Source organism: Lactobacillus sp. RTP31084st1_F9_RTP31084_210423 (genome assembly GCF_040919545.1).
GTDB lineage: Bacteria > Bacillota > Bacilli > Lactobacillales > Lactobacillaceae > Lactobacillus > Lactobacillus paragasseri.
The window spans coordinates 18,196-37,144 of record NZ_JBCOVH010000001.1; the positions used below are offsets into that span (position 1 = coordinate 18,196).

At 37.0% G+C, this 18,949-nt stretch carries 17 protein-coding genes; 8 read left to right on the forward strand and 9 right to left on the reverse strand.

Annotation, left to right across the window (positions count from 1 at the left end):
* Positions 1–150 precede the first annotated feature (150 nt).
* The 9 genes from AB5359_RS00120 to AB5359_RS00160 form a co-directional block, all read right to left on the reverse strand.
* Positions 151–582, reverse strand: a complete 432-nt coding sequence (locus AB5359_RS00120; RefSeq protein ID WP_368279910.1) for a primase-like DNA-binding domain-containing protein — start codon at positions 580–582, stop codon at positions 151–153.
* A 22-nt stretch (positions 583–604) separates the two neighbouring features.
* Entirely contained in the window at positions 605–2,407 is a 1,803-nt protein-coding gene (locus AB5359_RS00125) for a phage/plasmid primase, P4 family (RefSeq protein ID WP_368279911.1), read from the reverse strand.
* Positions 2,408–2,409: 2 nt separating this feature from the next.
* Positions 2,410–2,796, reverse strand: a complete 387-nt coding sequence (locus AB5359_RS00130; protein ID WP_225356887.1) for a hypothetical protein — start codon at positions 2,794–2,796, stop codon at positions 2,410–2,412.
* An 84-nt stretch (positions 2,797–2,880) separates the two neighbouring features.
* The gene (locus AB5359_RS00135; RefSeq protein ID WP_095182554.1) at positions 2,881–4,815 is read right to left on the reverse strand and encodes a DNA polymerase; all 1,935 of its coding nucleotides are present in this window, start codon (positions 4,813–4,815) and stop codon (positions 2,881–2,883) included.
* Positions 4,816–4,870: 55 nt separating this feature from the next.
* Complete coding sequence (locus tag AB5359_RS00140) at positions 4,871–5,446, reverse strand: DUF2815 family protein (protein WP_102280730.1); 576 nt, start codon at positions 5,444–5,446, stop codon at positions 4,871–4,873.
* Positions 5,424–6,563: a DUF2800 domain-containing protein gene (locus AB5359_RS00145; RefSeq protein WP_186462267.1), complete on the reverse strand. Its 1,140-nt coding sequence runs from the start codon at positions 6,561–6,563 to the stop codon at positions 5,424–5,426. The genes AB5359_RS00140 and AB5359_RS00145 overlap by 23 nt, the downstream gene beginning before the upstream one ends.
* On the reverse strand, positions 6,560–6,874 hold the full coding sequence (locus tag AB5359_RS00150) for a hypothetical protein (protein WP_186462268.1): 315 nt from the start codon (positions 6,872–6,874) through the stop codon (positions 6,560–6,562). Before AB5359_RS00150 ends, AB5359_RS00145 begins: the two co-directional genes overlap by 4 nt.
* Positions 6,858–7,058, reverse strand: coding sequence for a hypothetical protein (locus AB5359_RS00155; RefSeq protein ID WP_186462269.1), 201 nt, complete (start codon positions 7,056–7,058; stop codon positions 6,858–6,860). Before AB5359_RS00155 ends, AB5359_RS00150 begins: the two co-directional genes overlap by 17 nt.
* A 97-nt stretch (positions 7,059–7,155) precedes the next feature.
* The gene (locus tag AB5359_RS00160) at positions 7,156–7,674 is read right to left on the reverse strand and encodes a sigma-70 family RNA polymerase sigma factor (protein WP_186462270.1); all 519 of its coding nucleotides are present in this window, start codon (positions 7,672–7,674) and stop codon (positions 7,156–7,158) included.
* 363 nt (positions 7,675–8,037) lie between these two features.
* On the opposite strand from AB5359_RS00160, the gene AB5359_RS00165 reads away from it, so the two are divergent.
* From AB5359_RS00165 to AB5359_RS00200, 8 genes are all read left to right on the forward strand, one after another.
* Complete coding sequence (locus AB5359_RS00165) at positions 8,038–8,877, forward strand: ABC-three component system protein (RefSeq protein ID WP_368279912.1); 840 nt, start codon at positions 8,038–8,040, stop codon at positions 8,875–8,877.
* A gap of 47 nt (positions 8,878–8,924) precedes the next feature.
* Positions 8,925–9,056 carry an ABC-three component system protein gene (locus tag AB5359_RS00170; protein WP_368279986.1) on the forward strand — a complete coding sequence of 44 codons (132 nt, stop codon included), beginning with the start codon at positions 8,925–8,927 and terminating at the stop codon, positions 9,054–9,056.
* Positions 9,049–9,507: an ABC-three component system middle component 2 gene (locus AB5359_RS00175; RefSeq protein ID WP_186462272.1), complete on the forward strand. Its 459-nt coding sequence runs from the start codon at positions 9,049–9,051 to the stop codon at positions 9,505–9,507. The genes AB5359_RS00170 and AB5359_RS00175 overlap by 8 nt, the downstream gene beginning before the upstream one ends.
* A complete protein-coding gene (locus AB5359_RS00180) occupies positions 9,497–11,329 on the forward strand; it encodes an AAA family ATPase (RefSeq protein WP_368279914.1) in 1,833 nt (610 codons plus the stop codon). The genes AB5359_RS00175 and AB5359_RS00180 overlap by 11 nt, the downstream gene beginning before the upstream one ends.
* 142 nt (positions 11,330–11,471) lie before the next feature.
* Positions 11,472–11,675: a helix-turn-helix transcriptional regulator gene (locus AB5359_RS00185; RefSeq protein WP_186462205.1), complete on the forward strand. Its 204-nt coding sequence runs from the start codon at positions 11,472–11,474 to the stop codon at positions 11,673–11,675.
* Between the two features lie 15 nt (positions 11,676–11,690).
* Positions 11,691–14,762 (forward strand): DEAD/DEAH box helicase family protein, encoded by a 3,072-nt coding sequence (locus tag AB5359_RS00190; RefSeq protein ID WP_368279915.1) that lies wholly within the window; start codon positions 11,691–11,693, stop codon positions 14,760–14,762.
* Positions 14,763–14,767: 5 nt separating this feature from the next.
* A complete protein-coding gene (locus tag AB5359_RS00195) occupies positions 14,768–16,987 on the forward strand; it encodes an N-6 DNA methylase (protein ID WP_368279916.1) in 2,220 nt (739 codons plus the stop codon).
* Positions 16,988–17,276: 289 nt separating this feature from the next.
* The gene (locus tag AB5359_RS00200; protein ID WP_319494378.1) at positions 17,277–18,851 is read left to right on the forward strand and encodes an SIR2 family protein; all 1,575 of its coding nucleotides are present in this window, start codon (positions 17,277–17,279) and stop codon (positions 18,849–18,851) included.
* The last annotated feature ends 98 nt before the right edge of the window (positions 18,852–18,949 follow it).

Sequence of the window (18,949 nt, forward strand, 5' to 3'; positions counted from 1 at the left end):
CAGTTGTTTTACTACTCTTCTCTATACTCTTTTTTTCTATTTTTATTCCTATATACAAGTAATGTAAAAGAGTGTCACGACTGTCATTAGGGTTGGTAAACACTGATGTATCAAGCTTTTAGAGTTTTAAAGTGTGACAGTCGATGACAGTCAACTGAGGAATTCATCAGCCTCAACTTTTAATCGCAGTCCCTTGATGAAACGACCGTTTTGTTTGTGTTGACGTTGAAAGCCAGCATTTTTGAGGGCCGTGTAAAAGTCAGTTGTGCTGCGGATATATTCACCGATACCTTGGCAGTATTCACGGTACTTTTGATAGAGGTCACCGGACTTTTGCTCATAACTGGGGTCAAGTTCACAATTCTCATTAAGAAAATGTCCGAGCCAATCATTGTCAGCATGGTAAGCATTGACCGCTTTTTCGACTGCCGCCGGAGTAGTTAATCGGTAATTTTGCTGAATGGTTCGCTGTGCGCCTTCAATGATCCACTGCAGGACAGCCGGACCAGCCTTTTCAGTTAGGCGCTGGGCGTAATTCTTAATATCATTGCGTTTGGCAATCTTGGCTTTAAAGGGAATCACAATTAATCGCCGCCAGATTCCTTCATCGTTGCCACCTACGTGGGGCAGGGTAGTTGGTATACAGCACGATGGTGTGACTGGGCGTAAAGGAAAAGGGCTTCATGTATTTCTTTTCGGCATAGATTTCATCTGTTGAACAGAGTTGCTTGACGATGGAAGTGTTCAGTCGCTTACCTTCTTCTAGTTCAGCGGAGATGATTAGCCGCTTGCCTTTGACTTCGGCCATCTCTGGTTTGACGTTTCGCCGGACACCAGTGGTCAAGGCATCAGCTGAGAGGTGACCGGTATAAGTGCCGAGTACATTAGCAATGGTGTTCCAGAAGGTTGACTTACCATTCCTCCCGCTGCCGTAAGCAATAATCAGAGCTTCCAGGTACACCTGACCGATCGCCACCAGTCCCACAATTTCTTGGACGTAATTAATCAACGCTTGGTCACCACAAAAGAATGTAGTGAGTGCTTCTTGCCAGAGTGAAGCTCCTTGATTACCAGGAACACAGGATGTGGATTTAGTGATTAATTCATCAGCTTGAATTTCCTGTTGACCGTGCATCCCTTTCTTTAAATTGAAAGCTCCGTTGGGCGTGTTCAACAAAAACGGATCAGCATCAAAATCATTAATCTCTTTGACGAGCTTTGGTCGAGAATTAGTTAAGATCCCGTTAATACCACGGGTGCTGCGTTCCTTGAGAATGAAGGCTTCGTAAGCTTTAGCATTTTCGTAATTCTTGAACGCTGCCTGTTGTTCATCGTTAAAAGTCCGACTAGCTTTAGTTTTACCCATTGCTTGCAAAGCGGATGTCACACCATTTTGCTGAATCTTCTTATAACTATTAGTGACACGAAGCTGAGCATCAGTTAATTGTTTATCGGTAAAACGTTGGACTTCGCCGAGAGCTAAAGGTTCCGATTCTTGCCAGACCTTACCGTCGAACCACATAAAACCTGATTGATTGGTGTAGCAGACCCGCTCTTTACAGTTGTTTACAAAGACATAAGATTCCCCAGTGTCCGAGTAGTCAGCTGGCTGTAAGTCATCATTGGGCTGATTGTATTTTTCGGGCGGAATATAATCTTTTTGATTAGCCATGCGTTGACCAAATTTGGTGGCACTATGCCAGATGTTTTTTAATTCCTGCTTGCTTAGTGGTGGATCACATTTAGCAGCTTCTTCCTGAAATGCCTGACGAGCTTCAGCAGTATTGCCAAGACGCATAATGATGCGACCGGCAAAATGCGAAAGGGTAGCATTACGTTTGCCTTCATGGATTGATCCGATGTTTTGCTGAGCAAAGTAACGTTGCACCATCATAAATTTGTCTACGGTTTGTGATCCTTCATGCCAGATGGCTTTAGTACTAGGCACACCAAAGACAAAACGGGCCGCATCAAGCGCATTATCATCAAAATAGGGAAAGTATTCTTGAATTTCGTGTTTTAGTTCAGCATAGGTTTTAGCATCCGTAATCTCAGTAATCGGAAAGTAGACATGAAACTTAGGCCGGGGTACTTTATGATGCTTGGCTTTCATGTTGTTGCGTGACAAGGTAATGGCGTAGGAAACATCATCGAAATAGTTAGCAATGTTTGCGGGCTTGATCCAAGTAGTCGGATCATCAGAATGATCATTATCACAATCCATAATTAGGCAGTCGGCTTTAATGAAGTTGGCAATGGTGCGTTGGTTATTTTTAAATTGACCACAGACATGGTCATAGTGGACAGCCTGTTCTAATTCCTGTGCGTTAGTGATAGTTCGTTGATGAGGATAGATAGTGTTGCTAGCCTGACCGGAATTAACTGCCGTCGATAAAGTAAAATGCATCTTTAGTTGGCCTCCATTTCGTTATTAAAGTAGCGGATATTTTTATTTTTACGTTTGGCTAAGCGGATGAAGTAGCGCATATCATGTGTTGGCTTACCAAATGACCAGGCTTCGGCGCATTTAGTTAGTAGCACAATGTTAATAAAGGCGGCTACTTGAAATTCTCGCGAATGGTGCAGGTTAATAAATTGAGGTAGGTAAAGCTGTGGACAAACGGGGATGCCACCATGTTGATAGACAAAACGGCAGTTGGAGCGCACTGTCCTGATACTTTCGGCATCGCTCTTTACTACTTCTGTAAACGGCGCAATGACAAAGATCATTGGTCGGTAGTGTGGATTCAGTTTATCTTGGCGCAGCTTGGTAATTGCTATGGTTGCTTCTGACATAGATTCAGATCCTTTCATTAAATTAGAGAACTAAAAAAGCCCTCACCAATAAGCCAGATGAGGGCAGAAAGTAAACCATTAAAATTAATCTTTTTTGTAAAAGTCGCTAACAAAACCAGCAGCGTTGAGGATTAAGCCATTGGCCCAGTCTGGAACTTCGGTCATGAGCTGAACCATGGTGTCAAGTGACCGATTGGAAGGGGCGTCAATTACGGCTTCATCGTGAATATGCATTACCACCGTATTCTCAGTAGCTTCTAACCGCCGCATTGCTTCAGCTAGCAGGTCACGACTAGTTGCTTGGACAATGTTTTCTACCAACTTGGCCCCATAGGTTTCAATTCGATCCCATTTTTTCACGGTGTTGATTCCCATGAAGGTAATCGATTCAGAACCAAAGCGATTGGTGCCGATCTTTGGTTTGGGGTAGCAAAGATAACGTCCCGATCGTAAACGAAGAAACATGCAACCACTGCGATAAATAAATTTCATTCCGTGGGTAGTTTGCGGGAGGTGCGTTTTAATGCATTCTTTAGCTGCTTTATCAACGTCCCACCAAAACTGCACAATGTGAGGACTAGCATTACGCCACATTTGAACCAGTGGCGGTAATTCATCATCAGTTAAGCCAAGCTTAGTGGCACCCATGGCTTTGAGGGCACCAATGGAACCGCCATAGCCCAGGGCGAGTTCGGCAATTTTACCCTTTTGACGGAGTTCACCATTGATGCCATGTTTGACGACCGGGACACCAAACATCTGACTCGCGGATGCACAATAGATATCTTCATTCTTGGCAAAGGATTCTTGTCGCCATTTTTCATTAGATAGCCAAGCAATCACCCGTGCTTCAACCGCTGAGAAGTCAGCCACGTAGAAATGATGATTTTTGCTAGGGATAAAAGCAGTGCGAATCAATTGTGATAAGACGTCTGGCACTGAATCATAAAGCATTGCAAGTGCTGGTACGTTGCCTTGCTTAACTAATTCGCGAGCTTCTTCGAGGTCTGGCATTGAATTACGGGGAAGATTTTGTACTTGTACAAGGCGACCAGCCCACCGACCTGTCCGGTTAGCACCATAAAATTGTAAAAGACCATGGACACGACCATCTTGGCACATAGCTTTCTGCATAGCCTGATACTTTTTGACACTTGATTTAGATAACAACTGGCGGAGAGCTAATACTTGATGGACCGTGCCGGTAGTGGTTTGTAATAGCTGTGCTACTGATGCTTTGGATAGTGAATTAGTTTTAATACCTTGCTGCTGGAGCCAGTCTTTTAGCTGTAATGGAGAGTTAGGATTTGCTAGACCTGTTAATTCTTTAGCAGTTTGTAAGTACTGGTCATGGAAGACGTTTTGACATTTGATCGCATTGTTAACCAGTTGTTGGTCAATCCGGATACCGCGATCGTTAATGTCTTGGTCCATCCAGTAGTTTTCCCATTCATTCTGTGGGACGGGGAAGCATTCGAGCTTCTGGGTGATTTCCATTTCAACCTCGACGTCACGCTGATTGTATTGCTTAAACTGTTGCCATTTATCAGGAGCATGGTAGGGGAAGTTACGAGTGCGATTTTGATTGGCCTTCGTAGGTTTGCAAGGTGTACAGAAGTAGCGCACAAGCTCTTTACCAGCAGTGATCTTTTGCCGTGGTAACCCTAACACGCTTCCAACATCTCGTAGTGATAATGGCAAGCCGAGAGTGGCAGACCAAACGCGAGAACAATGCCAACCAGTTGGCTTTAAGCGGTGACCAACAAAGCGTGACAGACAGACCCGTTCAAATTGAGCATTAAAAGCACTCTTAATAATGTTGGGATTATCTAGGGCTTCAATAATCTGTGGTGGAATCTTTTCACCCTGGGTTAAGTCCACCACCTTAACGGGGCCAAAGTCGGTAGCATAACCAAAGAGCAAAAGCTCAAAATCATCGCTATCAGCGTATCGATAGACGCCAGTCTGATTTAGGTTGGTGCTGGAATAAGTTTCAATATCAATCGAAAGCTGTTTCATTAGAAATCCTTTCTACAAAAAATGGGTAGTCAAAGTCGACTGCCCATCTTTTGGTTTAAGCTAAGAAATCATCGTCATTGCTATCATCAATCGCTGTGAAGTCATCGCTGGCACTAGCATGTCCACCTAGTGGTTCTCCATCACGGATCTTTTGGATGTTACCCAGGCCACAGGCAATTCCACGGTTACCGTTGGTGTTAAAAGCATAGAAGTTAATCGATACTCGGGCATAGCAGCCACTGTAAACTTCATCACGATCAAGGATTGGTTGGACATGCTTGTCCACAATCTGTGGTGCCGTGATCGAATTAGCATTGATAAAGTAACTATCTTGGTAGGCAACATCATCACGTTCCACATCCCCATCTCGAAGAGGTAGCTTGAGAGTGGCCTTATTAGGCTTCTTACCACCAAACTTTCCAATTCCTTCCTGGATGGCAGCATCGATAGCTTTTTCGATGGCAGTGACTGTCTTTTGATCGGACTTGGGGATGATTAGACTAACTGAATACTTTTCCTTACCACCATTGATAGACTTAGGTTCCCAGATGTTGGCATAAGAGAGACGAGTGTTGATACCGGTAACGACCTTAGTTTGTTGTGACATATTATTTTTCCTCCTTAAATTCATCTTGTGGGTTAGATTTGCTAATACTCTGACGTTGATCGGAATTTGGCACCAGAGTTGGCTTACCCGCAGGTTTAACAATTTCTTGACTAAACAGTTCGGTGAATTTCTTCTTACCGACCTGTTTTTCTAGTTTTGTAATCGGTAATAGCTTCTTTTGGTAAATATCATGGTAGCCATGTTCTTCAGCAATTTTTGCTACAGCTGCTTCATCCTTGTAATGTCGAACGGACCGTCCTTCGACAATCTTGTAGCCAGGCCACTGCTTACCGTGGTTAATGGCTAGGTCGGTAGCATAGTCTTTAACTTCGTGAGCCCAGCGATTCAAATCATCGATGTGCTCCAGTACTTCGATAACTTCCGCATCAGTGAGCAAGTTGGGTGAGCGTAGCTGGAAGCGGGTGAGCTTATGATGATAATCATATCGGGCACGCAATACAGCATTGCAAGCTGAGAATTGGCACCAGGGGCCATAGCAAACAGTGCCTTTGCCAGCAAAAGCTAGTTCGGCTTTTTGTTTGAGCTTGGTGTTAGCCCAGCTCATGAGCTCCTTGGCATTAATTGTCCAAGTGCTAATGTTAGCCATTCGTGGTTGAAAAATTGTAGTTTCGATCTCATCAACGTTGTACAAGTTACCGAACATTTCCAGGGCACCAATGGCATAGAGTTTCATTTGTGGGTTGTTCTTAGCTTCAACACGGACACCTTTACCATATTTGAAGTCGATGATATGGAGCAGGTGATCGGAAACAATCACACAGTCACCAGTGCCGAAGCCTTCTGGGACATATTTAGAGAAGTCCAGTTTCTGTTCCACGCGGATGGTGGCGTCAGGCGCATATTTCTTTGCTTTACTGTATTGTTCCATAACGTAGTTGGCATAATCGTCAGTTAGGCTTTCCATTTCATCGGATTGGTAATCAGAAGTAGGACGTTTGAACTTATCACCGAGCAATCGATGGATCTTGTATTCACCCAAGGCGTGGGCAGCAGTTCCTTCGGCGGCTGCACTTGAAGTGGAGTGCGGGAAGTATTGTTCTAAACGTGGCAGCGGTGGAGCGCTTAGCCAGCGATTGGCGCTGGAAGCCGATAGTAAAGCATGGTGCTTTGGTGAACTCATTGTCCCAAGCCCTCCGCACTATAGTAAAGGTCCTTGTAATCCTTAGGGTCTACGTCGGATAGTTTTTCAGCACCAAATTTATGAAGCAATACTTTCACTTGAGCGGTGTAGCCTTCGGCACTCTTCTTTGCTAGCATCTTGCGAACCGTTACTTTATCTTCAACTGGATCGCGCTTTGGTTGTCCATCACATGGGGCTGCATCCTGATTACTTGATAGCAATTCATGAAGGGACAGGATTGCTTCTTTGGTTTGATCAAGCTGGTTCTCAGTCTCCTTGAGTCTTAAATCAAGGTCATTCATTTTGCTCATAGGAATCCTCCTTTACTTCGTTAATTTGTAACTGTTGAACATCCTTGCCAGGTGCAATCATCATCAAGTGATGTGGTTTACCAAGCAGTAAACGCAACAGTCGTTCACGGATCGTGATACGACGCATGCTAACAATGCCATCTTGAGGATGGTTGGTAAGCTTAATTGACACTTTATTCGTCATCTTTTATCTCCTTTCAAATAACTGTGTGGGTCATTCCTCACATCTATTTGCCAGGAGAAGAAAAAAAGTGAACCGTCTCTGGCTCACTTTTTCTTAATTACTTTTTGATCCCGTAGAATTGGTGCAGCTTTGCTAAGCCAGCTTTAACATGTCTACCAGCCATTACATTACTGATACCCATATTGTTGGCGATTTGCCTTTTTCTGAGTTTCAGACAGTAGTAGCTCAGGACAGCATACCGTTGTTTGGTAGTTAAAGTCTTTAAAGCATCTGGTAATTGATTAGCTAATTGTTGGCGGAGTTGATTGTCTTCTTTTTTAATTAACATATCTAATAAATGATCTTTCCCATAAACAGACGTGATTTCCATAGAATACCTATCAGCTAACGTATCGATTGCATTAATGTCTGGATCTTCTAATGAAGTAGCAAAAAATTTATCTTGATGCCGCTCATTTCGATGATCTGAATTGTATTGATCATGGTTAAAGTCAAAGACAATATCTCCTTGAGCTTTGGTGATTGTAGTTACCTGGGTTCCCATGTGCTTTACCCTCACGATCAATTTGCCATCTTCCTCACCGATTAATTCATACTCACTGTTATTTGTCTTCATTAATAAAAACCTCCGTTCCGGTCTCCCGAAACGAAGGCAAAGGACAAAAAGAGCCACTGGTAGTGTGCAAAACAGTCCGAAACTTATTCGTTTCGGGACTGCAGCAAACCTTCCAGTGGCTGGTTGCAGCTAAAGTATTTAATTTGGTGATGACCTGGAATAGCCATTAGCTGGATGGCGACCATCAAGTAGAAAGAAAACATCAACTATTTTTTTCTTGTGAAATGTTAAAATGTAATGTGATAGTTAACTATGTAACTTTCTACACCATCTATGCTATAGATTTTCTAAATTTGGCGACTCCCAAGAGTTACCTATTTCTCGGAAATTTTTCGGAACTATTTTGGAGGAGGTGAGAGCATAGTGGTTTTGGATTTGGCTGCTTATATCGCTACATTAAAGAAATATATGAGACACAAAAATACGGCTGTTTTAGTGGATACTCTTTTTGGTTCGGTTGCTGGACCATTAGGACTTAAGATCTCGAAGGGACAACACAAAGGCGAAGAATATAAAGTATCTTCTGGGAGAGCTAGTGAACTTCTTAATAGGAAGAGGAACCCTGATACACAAATTTCTGCAGGTACTGATAATCCTAAAGTTTTGTCAACAATTGACGATTATTTTGACTCTGCTGTGCTTGACCTTTTGATGATGGGGGATAGCTTAGATGAGCTAAAAGATGAGTTGATAAATGAAATTAAAAGTGATGTTCATCTGTCAGAGAGCATAAAAAAAGAGCTTCTAGAGAAATCTAAAAGCTCAAATATTAGTTTATTTTTAGCGGCAATCTTTTTGTATGTTGTTAAGGTAGATAATACTGGTAAACCTAAGCGTAAGCTAGAATCTATTAAAAATGTTCCATTAAGTAATGTTTCATTTGATGCACAGGATAATAAACTTCATATTAGCTCTCTTACAGTTCCACTTCCTGAAAGCATTGCGCCCAAAAATATTAGAAATGAAGAATTTAAATATCTGAATGCATTATGTCAGGCTTACTCAGACAGACTCAATATGACGATCACCACAGATAATATTGATTCTTGCCCTAAAAAAAGATTTCGTAATGATTTTAATGATGAACGAAATTATTACAACAGTGTACAAAGTAGAATCCGTGGAGTTAGAGAAATCTTTTCTGATGTTGATGAGCAATATGATGTTCTTAAGAAGGATGCCTATGAAGGAAAACATATCTAGATGATTATCCGGATGGATTTAAACGTTTAATAGAGGTCTTAAAGAAAATTACTAGTACTTCATTAAATAGGTCTCAACTAGTTAAACTAGATATTATTGGTAATGCTGAAAGAAAGGGCTTATGTCACGTTTTAGTAAATGACGGGTACATCAAGTCATGGGTGGACGTTGATGAATGATAATAATATTTTTAACAGTTCTGTGGAGCTAACTTTACGGGTACTATTGGTATTAAGTCATTTTAGTGATCTAAACGTTGATCAGATTGCGATAGTAGATTTTAAGGCTACCTACGGAAAGTATTTTGGAAATTCAGAATACAATTTGCATGGTGATAATGAGTTCGGCTTGCAAGAATATGGGCTACGTAGGCAAAAAATAAGTAATTCTATTAAAAAAGGCGTTTTACAAGGCATAATTACTTATCGTGAAATTGCTAAAAAAGGGTTTCTCTATTCTTTAAGCATTGATGGAAAATCAATTGTTAATAATTTTCCTAAAGAAGATTTATATTTTAAGGAATATAATGCTGCCTTGAAAAACATTAAAGTGCCCAATATACGTGAAATAAAAACATTTCAGGGTAAGTTAAGCCAAAAAATGTGGGGAGGTGTGAATAATGAGCAATAGGTTTCATATAAACTCTGTTAAAGTAACAGGACCAGGAGTGCGGGATTCTGAAGTCCAATTTCAAGAGGGACTTAATATTATTGAAGGTGGGTCCGACACAGGAAAAACGAGTATTGTGCACTGTATTTTATATGTTTTCAATAAGTCCTGGGGAAATAAAAACGATAGTAAAAGGCACAATAAATTTCCATTTTTAGACGAATATGGCTACACACAAGTTACAGTAAACTTTAAAAATGATGAAGGATATATTAATATCTCTAGGGAAAAAGGTGCTAAAAAAGTTCAGGTTGATAGTTCAATTTCAAATATTTCGTCAGGATATTATTCGATTAATAGTAATACTAAAGGTAAAAACTTAAATGATGTTTTATTAGAAATGATGGGAATAGAGGAGCGACATCAAGTTCCTAAAAATGTTAACTACCAAACCCAAATTCTTTCATGGAAAGGAATATCCCCTTTATGGTATATGGATGAAAATGACGTAATACGAGCCAATCCAATAATGCTGCCTTTATATGCAACACAATATACAGCTTTCTTATCTTCTTTGATTTTTATGATTACAGGGGACGAAATAGAAATTCCTGAAGGTATCAGGGATCCTAAAACTAAAAAAGCAAAGGATGAAGCAACTAAAGGGCAACTTACCAAGCAGTTACAGGAATCCAGTAAAAAAATAAAAGAAATTCATTCTCAACTTATTGATAAGAAATACGAGGATGTAGAAGATCAGCTTCAAGTTATTGTTGACAAAATTGATAAGTTAAATGAACAAATATATGAACGTATCAATAATATCCACAGCATTCAGCAAGATATAACTAAGATTAGCCAACAGATAGAAGAAATGACAGTATATATAGCTAGATTTAAAAATCTGCATTCAGAATATATTGGTGATATTAAACGTCTAAGCTTTATTGTGAATGGGGAACAACAATTAAAACATATCCAAGGAAAACGAAAATGCCCCTTTTGCAATCAAACTATTAATTCGAAAGAAAACCATAACCACACTAAAGCAGCTCAGGCAGAACTTAGTCGTATTATGGAACAATTAGAAAGCTTGGAACAATCTACGAAAGATGTAAAAAATAAAAAGCATAGTCTTGAACAAAAGCAACGTGATAAAGAGGAACGCCTTAGTCATTTGAGTCAGAAGCTACAGAAAGAAATGAAGCCGGAGCTGAAAAGTTTAAGGGAACAACAAGAAAGGTATCAGAATTATTTGCTGCTAAAGAATCAAGAAAAAATATATAAAGAACTAATTTCAGAATGGTCCGATGAAATAAATCAAATTGACAATGAAAAAGAAAAGCATCCTGAGTATCATCCATTAGAACATTTTCCTGAACATTTTGCTGCAGAAATTGCTCATATTGTGCACTCTATTCTAAAAAAATGTGATTACTCTGATTTAGAAAATGTGAGATTTGACCTCAAAAATTTTGAAATTGAAATCAATGGCATTCAAAAATCGGATAATCATGGTAAAGGATATAGAGCATTTTTAAATACTGTTGTTAATTTGGCATTTAGAGAATATATGTTTGAAAATGCGGTATATTCTTCATGGCTTGATATCATAGATACGCCATTTCTTGGCTTAGATGAAGTTGGAAATTCTCGATTACCAGATCATTTGAAGACTGGGTTACTGAGCTATCTAGCCTCTCATCAAGAAGAAGGTCAAGTAATTTTAGTCGAAAATGATAAAGACATGCCACAAAAATCTTTGGACAAAGAAAAAGTAAATGTCATTGAATTTGAAAATGATAGTAAACGGACAGGCTTTTTGCTAGATATTCGCAAATAAAGTGTGAAAATAACTGGTGCTAATGTGATTTTAGTACCAGTTTTCTTTTGTTATAAAATTATGAGAACACATAATTAAATACCCATTGAGATAATAAATACTGTATAATTGAATGGTAAAATTATTTATACGAGGAAAAGATATGTATTTCAGTTACAACAAATTGTGGAAATTATTAATAGATCGTGGATGGAAAAAGAAAGATTTACGTGATAGAAGTGGTATCAGCTCTGCATCAATTGCAAAATTGGGAAATAATGGCAATGTTACAACTGAAGTACTGCTTAAGATATGTAAAGCATTAGATTGTGATATCAGCGACATTATGGAAATTGTAAGATCCTAGATTTGGAGTAAAAACATGGCAAAGACATATAACGAATTAACTCGAGTTCAACTTCCTGCTGTACTGCATTTAGTAAAAATGGGTTACAAATATTTTTCATATAAACAAAACAAACAATATATTGATCCAGAAACTAACATTTTTGTTTCAGAATTTAGAAAGCAGTTTCTAAAGTTAAATCCAGAAGCAGTAAATTCTGATTTTGAAAAAGAATTTAAGGATATCAAATTAGAGCTAGGATATAATGATTTAGGTCGCAGCTTTTTTAACAGAATACAGGGGACAAGCAATTCTAATTATAAGTTTGTTGATTGGGAAAATTTTAGTAATAACTCATTCAAAATAGCTATTGAAGTGCCTTGCATAAATGGTGAAGAAGAATTTAGACCTGATATTACAGTGTTTATTAATGGGCTTCCGCTTAGTTATATTGAAGTAAAACAACCGAATGCAATTAGAGATAAAACAACAGGTATGAAATCCGAGTTTAATCGGATGACTGTTAGATTTAAAAATCAAAAATTCAGGAAGTTCCACAATATTACCCAATTAATTTGTTTTTCAGATAATATGCCTTATGCTGACGATGAAGGGCAACAATTGCAAGGATCATATTATGCTACTACAAGTCTTGGTAAAGCTATCTTTAATTCTATGCATGAGGAACGGTACGGAGAATTAGTGGATAGAATTGGAACTATTTCAGGTCAACAAATAAATGAAGGATTAAAAGATGCAAATAAGATTGTCTTAAAGAATAGCCCTGAATTTAAGACAAATTGTCAAAATGAAACCCCAATGAATAAGTTCTTAACCTCAATGTATGACAGACAACGGTTACAATTTTTCTTACGCTTTGGGATGACCTATGTTGATACAAAGGACAAAAATGGTAACGAAGTGTTGCAAAAGCATATTATGAGATACCCACAATTCTTTGCTACTCGAGCGGTTGCTGACAAAATTAATGAAGGTGTAAAAAAAGGGGTTATTTGGCATACACAAGGTTCAGGTAAAACGGCACTAGCATTCTTTAATATCCGATATTTGCGATATCTTTTTCAGAAGAAAAATATTATTCCAAGGTTTTATTTTGTTGTAGATAGATTAGATTTAGCAACTCAAGCAAGTAAAGCCTTTAAGGAACGTGGACTGAAAGTTAAACTAATTTCTAACAAAAGACAATTGAACAAGCCCTTTTCCGAAGATATAGCCGTAGTTAATATTCAAAAAGTTAATGAAGATACTGATTTAACAAATAAATCTGGGTATGATTTGAATACTCAAAATATTTATTTTATTGATGAAGCTCATCGCTCGTACAATGAAAAGGGATCATATTTGCCTAACTTATATAATGCCGACAAAAAGTCCATAAAAATTGCATTAACTGGAACGCCATTAATTAATATTGATCACAAGGGCAAGAAAACTAGTAGAGCTACAACTAAAGAAATATTTGGAGACTATATTCATAAGTACTATTACAACCAATCTATCCAGGATGGGTATACTCTACACTTGATGCGAGAAGAAATTGAAACCAGCTATAAACATAAATTAAAAAATATTTTAGATGGTTTATCAGGTGATGTTGAAAAGGGAAGCCTGAATAAAAGGCTCCTTTACTCCAATCCTAAATTTGTTTCCCCAATGTTGGATTATATACTTGATGATTTTGTAAAATCGAGGAATATATTTGGAGACCAGACCATCGGTGGAATGATTGTTGCACAATCTAGTGAGCAAGCTAGGGAAATGTATAAGGAGTTCCAGGAAAGACAATGGTCTGGCAAAACAAAGTTAACTGCATCACTCATTCTCTCTGATAAAGACGATAAAGAAATAAGAGGAGAAGAGATGGAAGATTTCAAAAAGGGTAAAACTGATCTACTTATTGTTTACAATATGCTATTAACGGGGTTTAATGCTCCAAGGCTAAAAAAATTATACCTTGGACGAATGATCAAAGCGCATAACTTATTGCAAGCTTTGACCCGTGTTAACCGACCATATAAAGATTTCCGTATGGGCTATATTGTTGATTTTGCTAATATTTCAAAAGAGTTTGATAAGACTAACCATGCATATTTTGAAGAATTAAATAGCGAGTACAACTCTGATTTAACAGATGAAAAAGCTGAAAACATATATGGGTCCCTCTTCGTACCTGCACACGAAATCGAAGATAGCTTGAATCAGGCAACAATTATTCTGTCACAGTATGATACTGATAATTTAGAGAACTTTAGTCAGCAAGTAAGTGAAACACCAGAAAAGAAAGATTTATTAGAGCTTAAAAATACTCTTGAAAAACTTAAAGAATACTACAACATTAGTCGGCTGATGTCGTACACTGATTTAACAGAAAAAATCAAAGCAGTTGAAGTTCCTAAACTGTTGAAAATTGTATCTGATAGGCTCATGACCTTAAATCTTATTTCTAATGCCAAAGATGACTCTAGTGATCAGCTTCTGAAAATGGCTATGAATAAAATGGACTTTAGCTTTAAGAAGGTTGGTGAGGTTGAACTTCAGTTGGCAGCAAATGATTTTATTGAAAAGCAGAGACAAGCTGCATCAGCTTTGGGTCATAATTGGGATCAAAAAGACCCAGAATGGATTAGCCTTTATGAAGAATTTACTCGTGTCCTTGAAAAACAGCATATTGGTGAAATGACGACGGCAGATACTAAATTGAACACAACAGCTCTTGATCGAATAATAAAGCGAATTAACAATTTAAATGCTAAGAATAGACGTTTAGCAACTGCATTTAATGGTGATAAAAAATTTGCTAGAACATATAAGTATGTCATATATAAGAAAAAGGGTATAGCACCTAGTTCAGTAGCTGAAGAACCTGTTTTATATAAGGTTATGAAAAAATCAAAGGATAAAATTGATAATGAGGTGTCTAAAAACCAAAATATGGTTGTAAACAAGGCATATTTTAATAACGAAGCTATTCAATCTATTCGCCAAAGTAGTCGAGAAGAGAATACAAAAATACCTGTGCCAGAAGTTAAAGAAGTTTCTAGTCTTTTGACTGAGGAATATGACAAGGAATATCAAGGAGTTGATTAAAACAAATGAATAATACTGAATATAGTAATAAGGTAAAGCAATTGGTAGATGACTTGAAGGGCGTTTTTACCAGTGCTGGACTTGGTGGAGAAGCTGGCGAATACAAGCTACTTACTCAATCTTTCTTATATAAATTTATTAACGATAAATTCTTGTACGAAGCACGAAAATTTGATCCTAAGAATGATTATCAGACTCTCATGAAAATGAGTGATGATGATTATGAGGGATTACAAATGGACTTAGGCAATGAATCCGCTGTGATTAAACGTGAAGATCTTATTGAAACCCTATTTAATCGTCAAAATGAAGATGATTTTAGTACTTTATTTGATGCCACGTTGAATGACATTGCCATTGATAATAATGATATCTACTCGGTCGAGACAGCTGGGAATACTCAAGTGCGGCTATTTGATAGTGACCTTATTCAAGATAATGTTATTGATGGATCGCAACGAAATATTGTTGCTCGAGCTATTATTAACAAACTGTCAGAAACTAAGTTTGATGAGCATATCTTTGATGCTGGTTTCGATTTTTTCTCAACTATCTTTGAATATATGATCAAGGACTACAACAAAGATGGTGGTGGAAAATATGCCGAATATTACACACCACATTCTGTTGCTAAAATCATTGCTAACATTTTAGTTGGATATGACAAACCAGAAAATGTTCGAGTTTATGACCCTGCTGCAGGTTCAGGAACTTTGTTGATGACTCTTGCAAGTAAAATTGGTACAGATAGAGCAACTGTTTATAGTCAAGATATTTCGCAGAAATCAACTAACTTGCTTCGTATGAATTTGATTTTAAATGGCTTGAGTCATTCAATTCATAATATTGTACAAGGCAATACAATTCTTCATAATAAACACACAGAAAAAATGGACTATATTGTCTCAAATCCTCCATTTAATTTGGACTTTTCCCAATGGAGAGATGAGATCTTGACTTTACCTGATAAGAATTTAAGATTCTTTGCTGGTGTGCCTAATGTTCCTAAAAAGAAGAAAAGTAGCATGTCTATTTATTTGCTTTTTATACAACACATTTTGTGTTCAATGAGTGATGACGGGCATGCTGCAATAGTTGTACCTAGTGGATTTTTAACAGATACAGGTTCCATAGAATCAGAACTTCGTAAAAGAATAATTGAGAATAAATCTTTATTTGCGGTTGTCCAAATGCCTACAAATGTTTTTGCAACTACTAATACAAGTGTTTCAGTGATATTTATTGATAAAAGTAAAGAGCACAGTAATGTTATGTTTGTGGATGCCTCAAAGTTAGGAAGTTTAGTAAAGGCAAAAGATAATACTAGAGTTGTTCTGTCTGATCAAGATCAACAAAGAATAGTTGATGCAATAACTGACAATAAAGAAGTGCAAGAATTCTCTACCTTTGTTTCTACTAATACGATTACTGACAATGACTATATGCTAAAGCCAGGACTTTATTTTGAGATGCAGTATTCTATTTTGGCAAACTATCTAGTAAATTTAAGTAGTGAAGTCGAGAAAGCAAAGCAAAGAAAAAGAGGATTGTTATGGAATATAAGAAATGAACTAGAACGTAATAAAATAATTGAGTGGTTTGTGAAATTTAATGCCGATACTGATGTATTTTCTGGAGAGAAAAGATCTTCATTGTATGGAGAAATACCTGTTGAAATTGAGCTCACTTCTTTAGAACAACTATTAGATCAAACGATTGGAGGAGAATGGGGCAAAGCTAGTGAGCAGGGTAATTACAAAAACAGAATAAAATGTATTAGGGGGACAGATATTCCTAATGTTTCAAGGGCGTATTATGATAATGTACCTACTAGATATGTTTTGGACAAACATATTAAGGAAAAAAGAGTACGCATTAATGACATAATAATTGAAATTTCAGGAGGTAGTCCAATTCAATCAACTGGGAGAATTTGTTTAATAACAGAAGAGCTGTTAAACGAAATGAAAGTACCTGTGCTATGTACCAACTTTTGTAGGATTTTAAGATTAAAATCTCCTGAATTAGCGTTATATGTATATAACTATCTTGTCCTTTTATATGACCGTGGATACTTCTTTAACTTAGAGAATAACACTACAGGAATAAAGAACTTAATTTTTAATTCATTTGAAAAAAACGTTAAAGTGCCAATCCCAAATGCAGAAGTCATGACAAAGTTTAATAAGAGTTTAGAGAAGGACTTCCAGAAAATAATAATTTAATTAAAACCTCATCTTTGAATTGAAGTTTGTTTTACTCGCTCTCTAGTGAAAAGATGAGGTAGTTTTTCCAGATGTTCATAAACAAATCTAATATTTTATGGACACCGGGTATATAGCTTTGCACCAATCTGAATTATTTATCTTATCGCTACTAACTACAGCTTTGGCTTTGATAAGAACTTGAAAGATTCTCTAATTGAAACGCACTTTAAACAAATTGATACTGCTAAGTATGCTCAAGAGGGGATGTAGTGCAACGCACATTTAGGGAGGAAGGAGGACGAAAATAGTGTCTAATGAATTTTTAAACAATCTACAGAAAAATAATGAATTTCCAATTATATTTATAGGGTCTGGGATAACACAGCGCTATTTCAAAAATGCACCTACATGGGATAGCCTACTAAGGCAGATTTGGGATGAATCCAAAACTGACCAATCCTATTTTTCTAGGTATAACCGGTTGTCAAAAAAATATCAGAATGCTTTTCAGACATATACTCATCTAGCTGATGAATTAGAACAAAAATATGATCAAGCTTTTTTTGATGAAGAACTCAAGATTGATGGTTTAACTCCTGAAGAATCACACTATAATGGCGTTTCTCCTTTTAGAAAAAGAATAGCATCCATATTCTCTAATTTAGAGCCTAGAGATGGGGTTGATACAGAAGTTACATTATTATTTGATATGTTAAAGAAAGCTCGATTAGTTGTAACGACAAATTACGATCCCTTTATTGAAAAGAATCTGAAAAATATTAATATAAAGGTTGGTAACAAAGGGCTTTTCGAGCCATCGGATTCCCTAAATGAACTGTATAAAATTCATGGATCGGTAGAAGATGCTAATTCAATAATAATTACTAGTAAGGATTATGAAAAACTTCAAAGAACGTCTGCAATTGTAAATGCAAAAATACTAAGTCAATTAACAATTTCTCCAATAATTTTCCTTGGGTATTCGCTAACAGATCAAAATATACAAACGCTTTTAAAAGATTTAGCAAGCAATATGCCTTTTTCTATTGAGAAAGCTGCCAAAAGAATAGGGGTAGTGGACTATCAAAAAGGGAATAAAAATATAGAGGAGACCATGGCAGATACTCCATATGGAGTGCATTATACGAAACTATCAACTGATAATTTTGAACAAATATATAAAGGCGTTTCCAAAATTAATCAGGGAATTTCACCTTTAGAAATTAGTAAGTATCAAAGTGCTTTTAGAAAGATAATCGATACGAAAGGTAAGCAAGGAAAATTAAAACAGGTATTGACATCATTTGTTGACTTAAATAAGTTGCCTGATGAATTAAAAAGCAAAAATCTAGTAGTTGCTTTAGGGGACAGTAGGTTCTTGTACAAATATCCTACTTATGTTGATTATGTAAAAGACTATTTTCTAGGAAAAGAGGAAATGCCTTTAGAAATCGCGTTAAGATTTATTGTAAAAACTGCTCCTAAATCTAGCTTACCCGTTTCAAAGTACATTCTTAAAGTAAAAAATGGTGAGTTAACATTAAAGGATAAAGATAAAGCTAAATTAAATGACAGATTAAGTAGTTTCCCGTCTCTCGAATCTTTACATTTGCCTAATACGCCTAAGAAATATCGAAATTCATTACGGAATATGGACTTTAATAATGTGCAAAAAATATTATCTAGGAATGATAATATAAAGAATTATACGAAGTTAAATTATTTTAGCTCCCATATAAAAGATTATTCTAAGGAAACAGCACTTAATATTATAAAGTTTATTTTAGAGAATGAAATAGATAGTTTTATTGGTGATACTGCATGTCGGAAACTTTTTATGGCTTATAGTCTTTGTTATGAACCTATAGTCCAAAAAATATAAGTAAACAAAAAAGAGCCTCAATCATAGAAACTCTATGTGAGACTCTTTTTTGCAAGCCCAAAAACAGCATTACAAATGGCATAATGGTTTTTGTCTAT

Excerpts from the sequence above, each read along its gene's own strand:
- AB5359_RS00140 (WP_102280730.1), bottom strand. The coding sequence starts at position 5,446 with ATGAATTTAAGGAGGAAAAATAATATGTCACAACAAACTAAGGTCGTT.
- AB5359_RS00135 (WP_095182554.1), bottom strand. The coding sequence starts at position 4,815 with ATGAAACAGCTTTCGATTGATATTGAAACTTATTCCAGCACCAACCTA.
- AB5359_RS00190 (WP_368279915.1), top strand. The coding sequence starts at position 11,691 with ATGGCAAAGACATATAACGAATTAACTCGAGTTCAACTTCCTGCTGTA.
- AB5359_RS00195 (WP_368279916.1), top strand. The coding sequence starts at position 14,768 with ATGAATAATACTGAATATAGTAATAAGGTAAAGCAATTGGTAGATGAC.
- AB5359_RS00155 (WP_186462269.1), bottom strand. The coding sequence starts at position 7,058 with ATGACGAATAAAGTGTCAATTAAGCTTACCAACCATCCTCAAGATGGC.
- AB5359_RS00150 (WP_186462268.1), bottom strand. The coding sequence starts at position 6,874 with ATGAGCAAAATGAATGACCTTGATTTAAGACTCAAGGAGACTGAGAAC.
- AB5359_RS00145 (WP_186462267.1), bottom strand. The coding sequence starts at position 6,563 with ATGAGTTCACCAAAGCACCATGCTTTACTATCGGCTTCCAGCGCCAAT.
- AB5359_RS00180 (WP_368279914.1), top strand. The coding sequence starts at position 9,497 with ATGAGCAATAGGTTTCATATAAACTCTGTTAAAGTAACAGGACCAGGA.
- AB5359_RS00175 (WP_186462272.1), top strand. The coding sequence starts at position 9,049 with ATGAATGATAATAATATTTTTAACAGTTCTGTGGAGCTAACTTTACGG.
- AB5359_RS00125 (WP_368279911.1), bottom strand. The coding sequence starts at position 2,407 with ATGCATTTTACTTTATCGACGGCAGTTAATTCCGGTCAGGCTAGCAAC.
- AB5359_RS00160 (WP_186462270.1), bottom strand. The coding sequence starts at position 7,674 with ATGAAGACAAATAACAGTGAGTATGAATTAATCGGTGAGGAAGATGGC.
- AB5359_RS00185 (WP_186462205.1), top strand. The coding sequence starts at position 11,472 with ATGTATTTCAGTTACAACAAATTGTGGAAATTATTAATAGATCGTGGA.
- AB5359_RS00130 (WP_225356887.1), bottom strand. The coding sequence starts at position 2,796 with ATGTCAGAAGCAACCATAGCAATTACCAAGCTGCGCCAAGATAAACTG.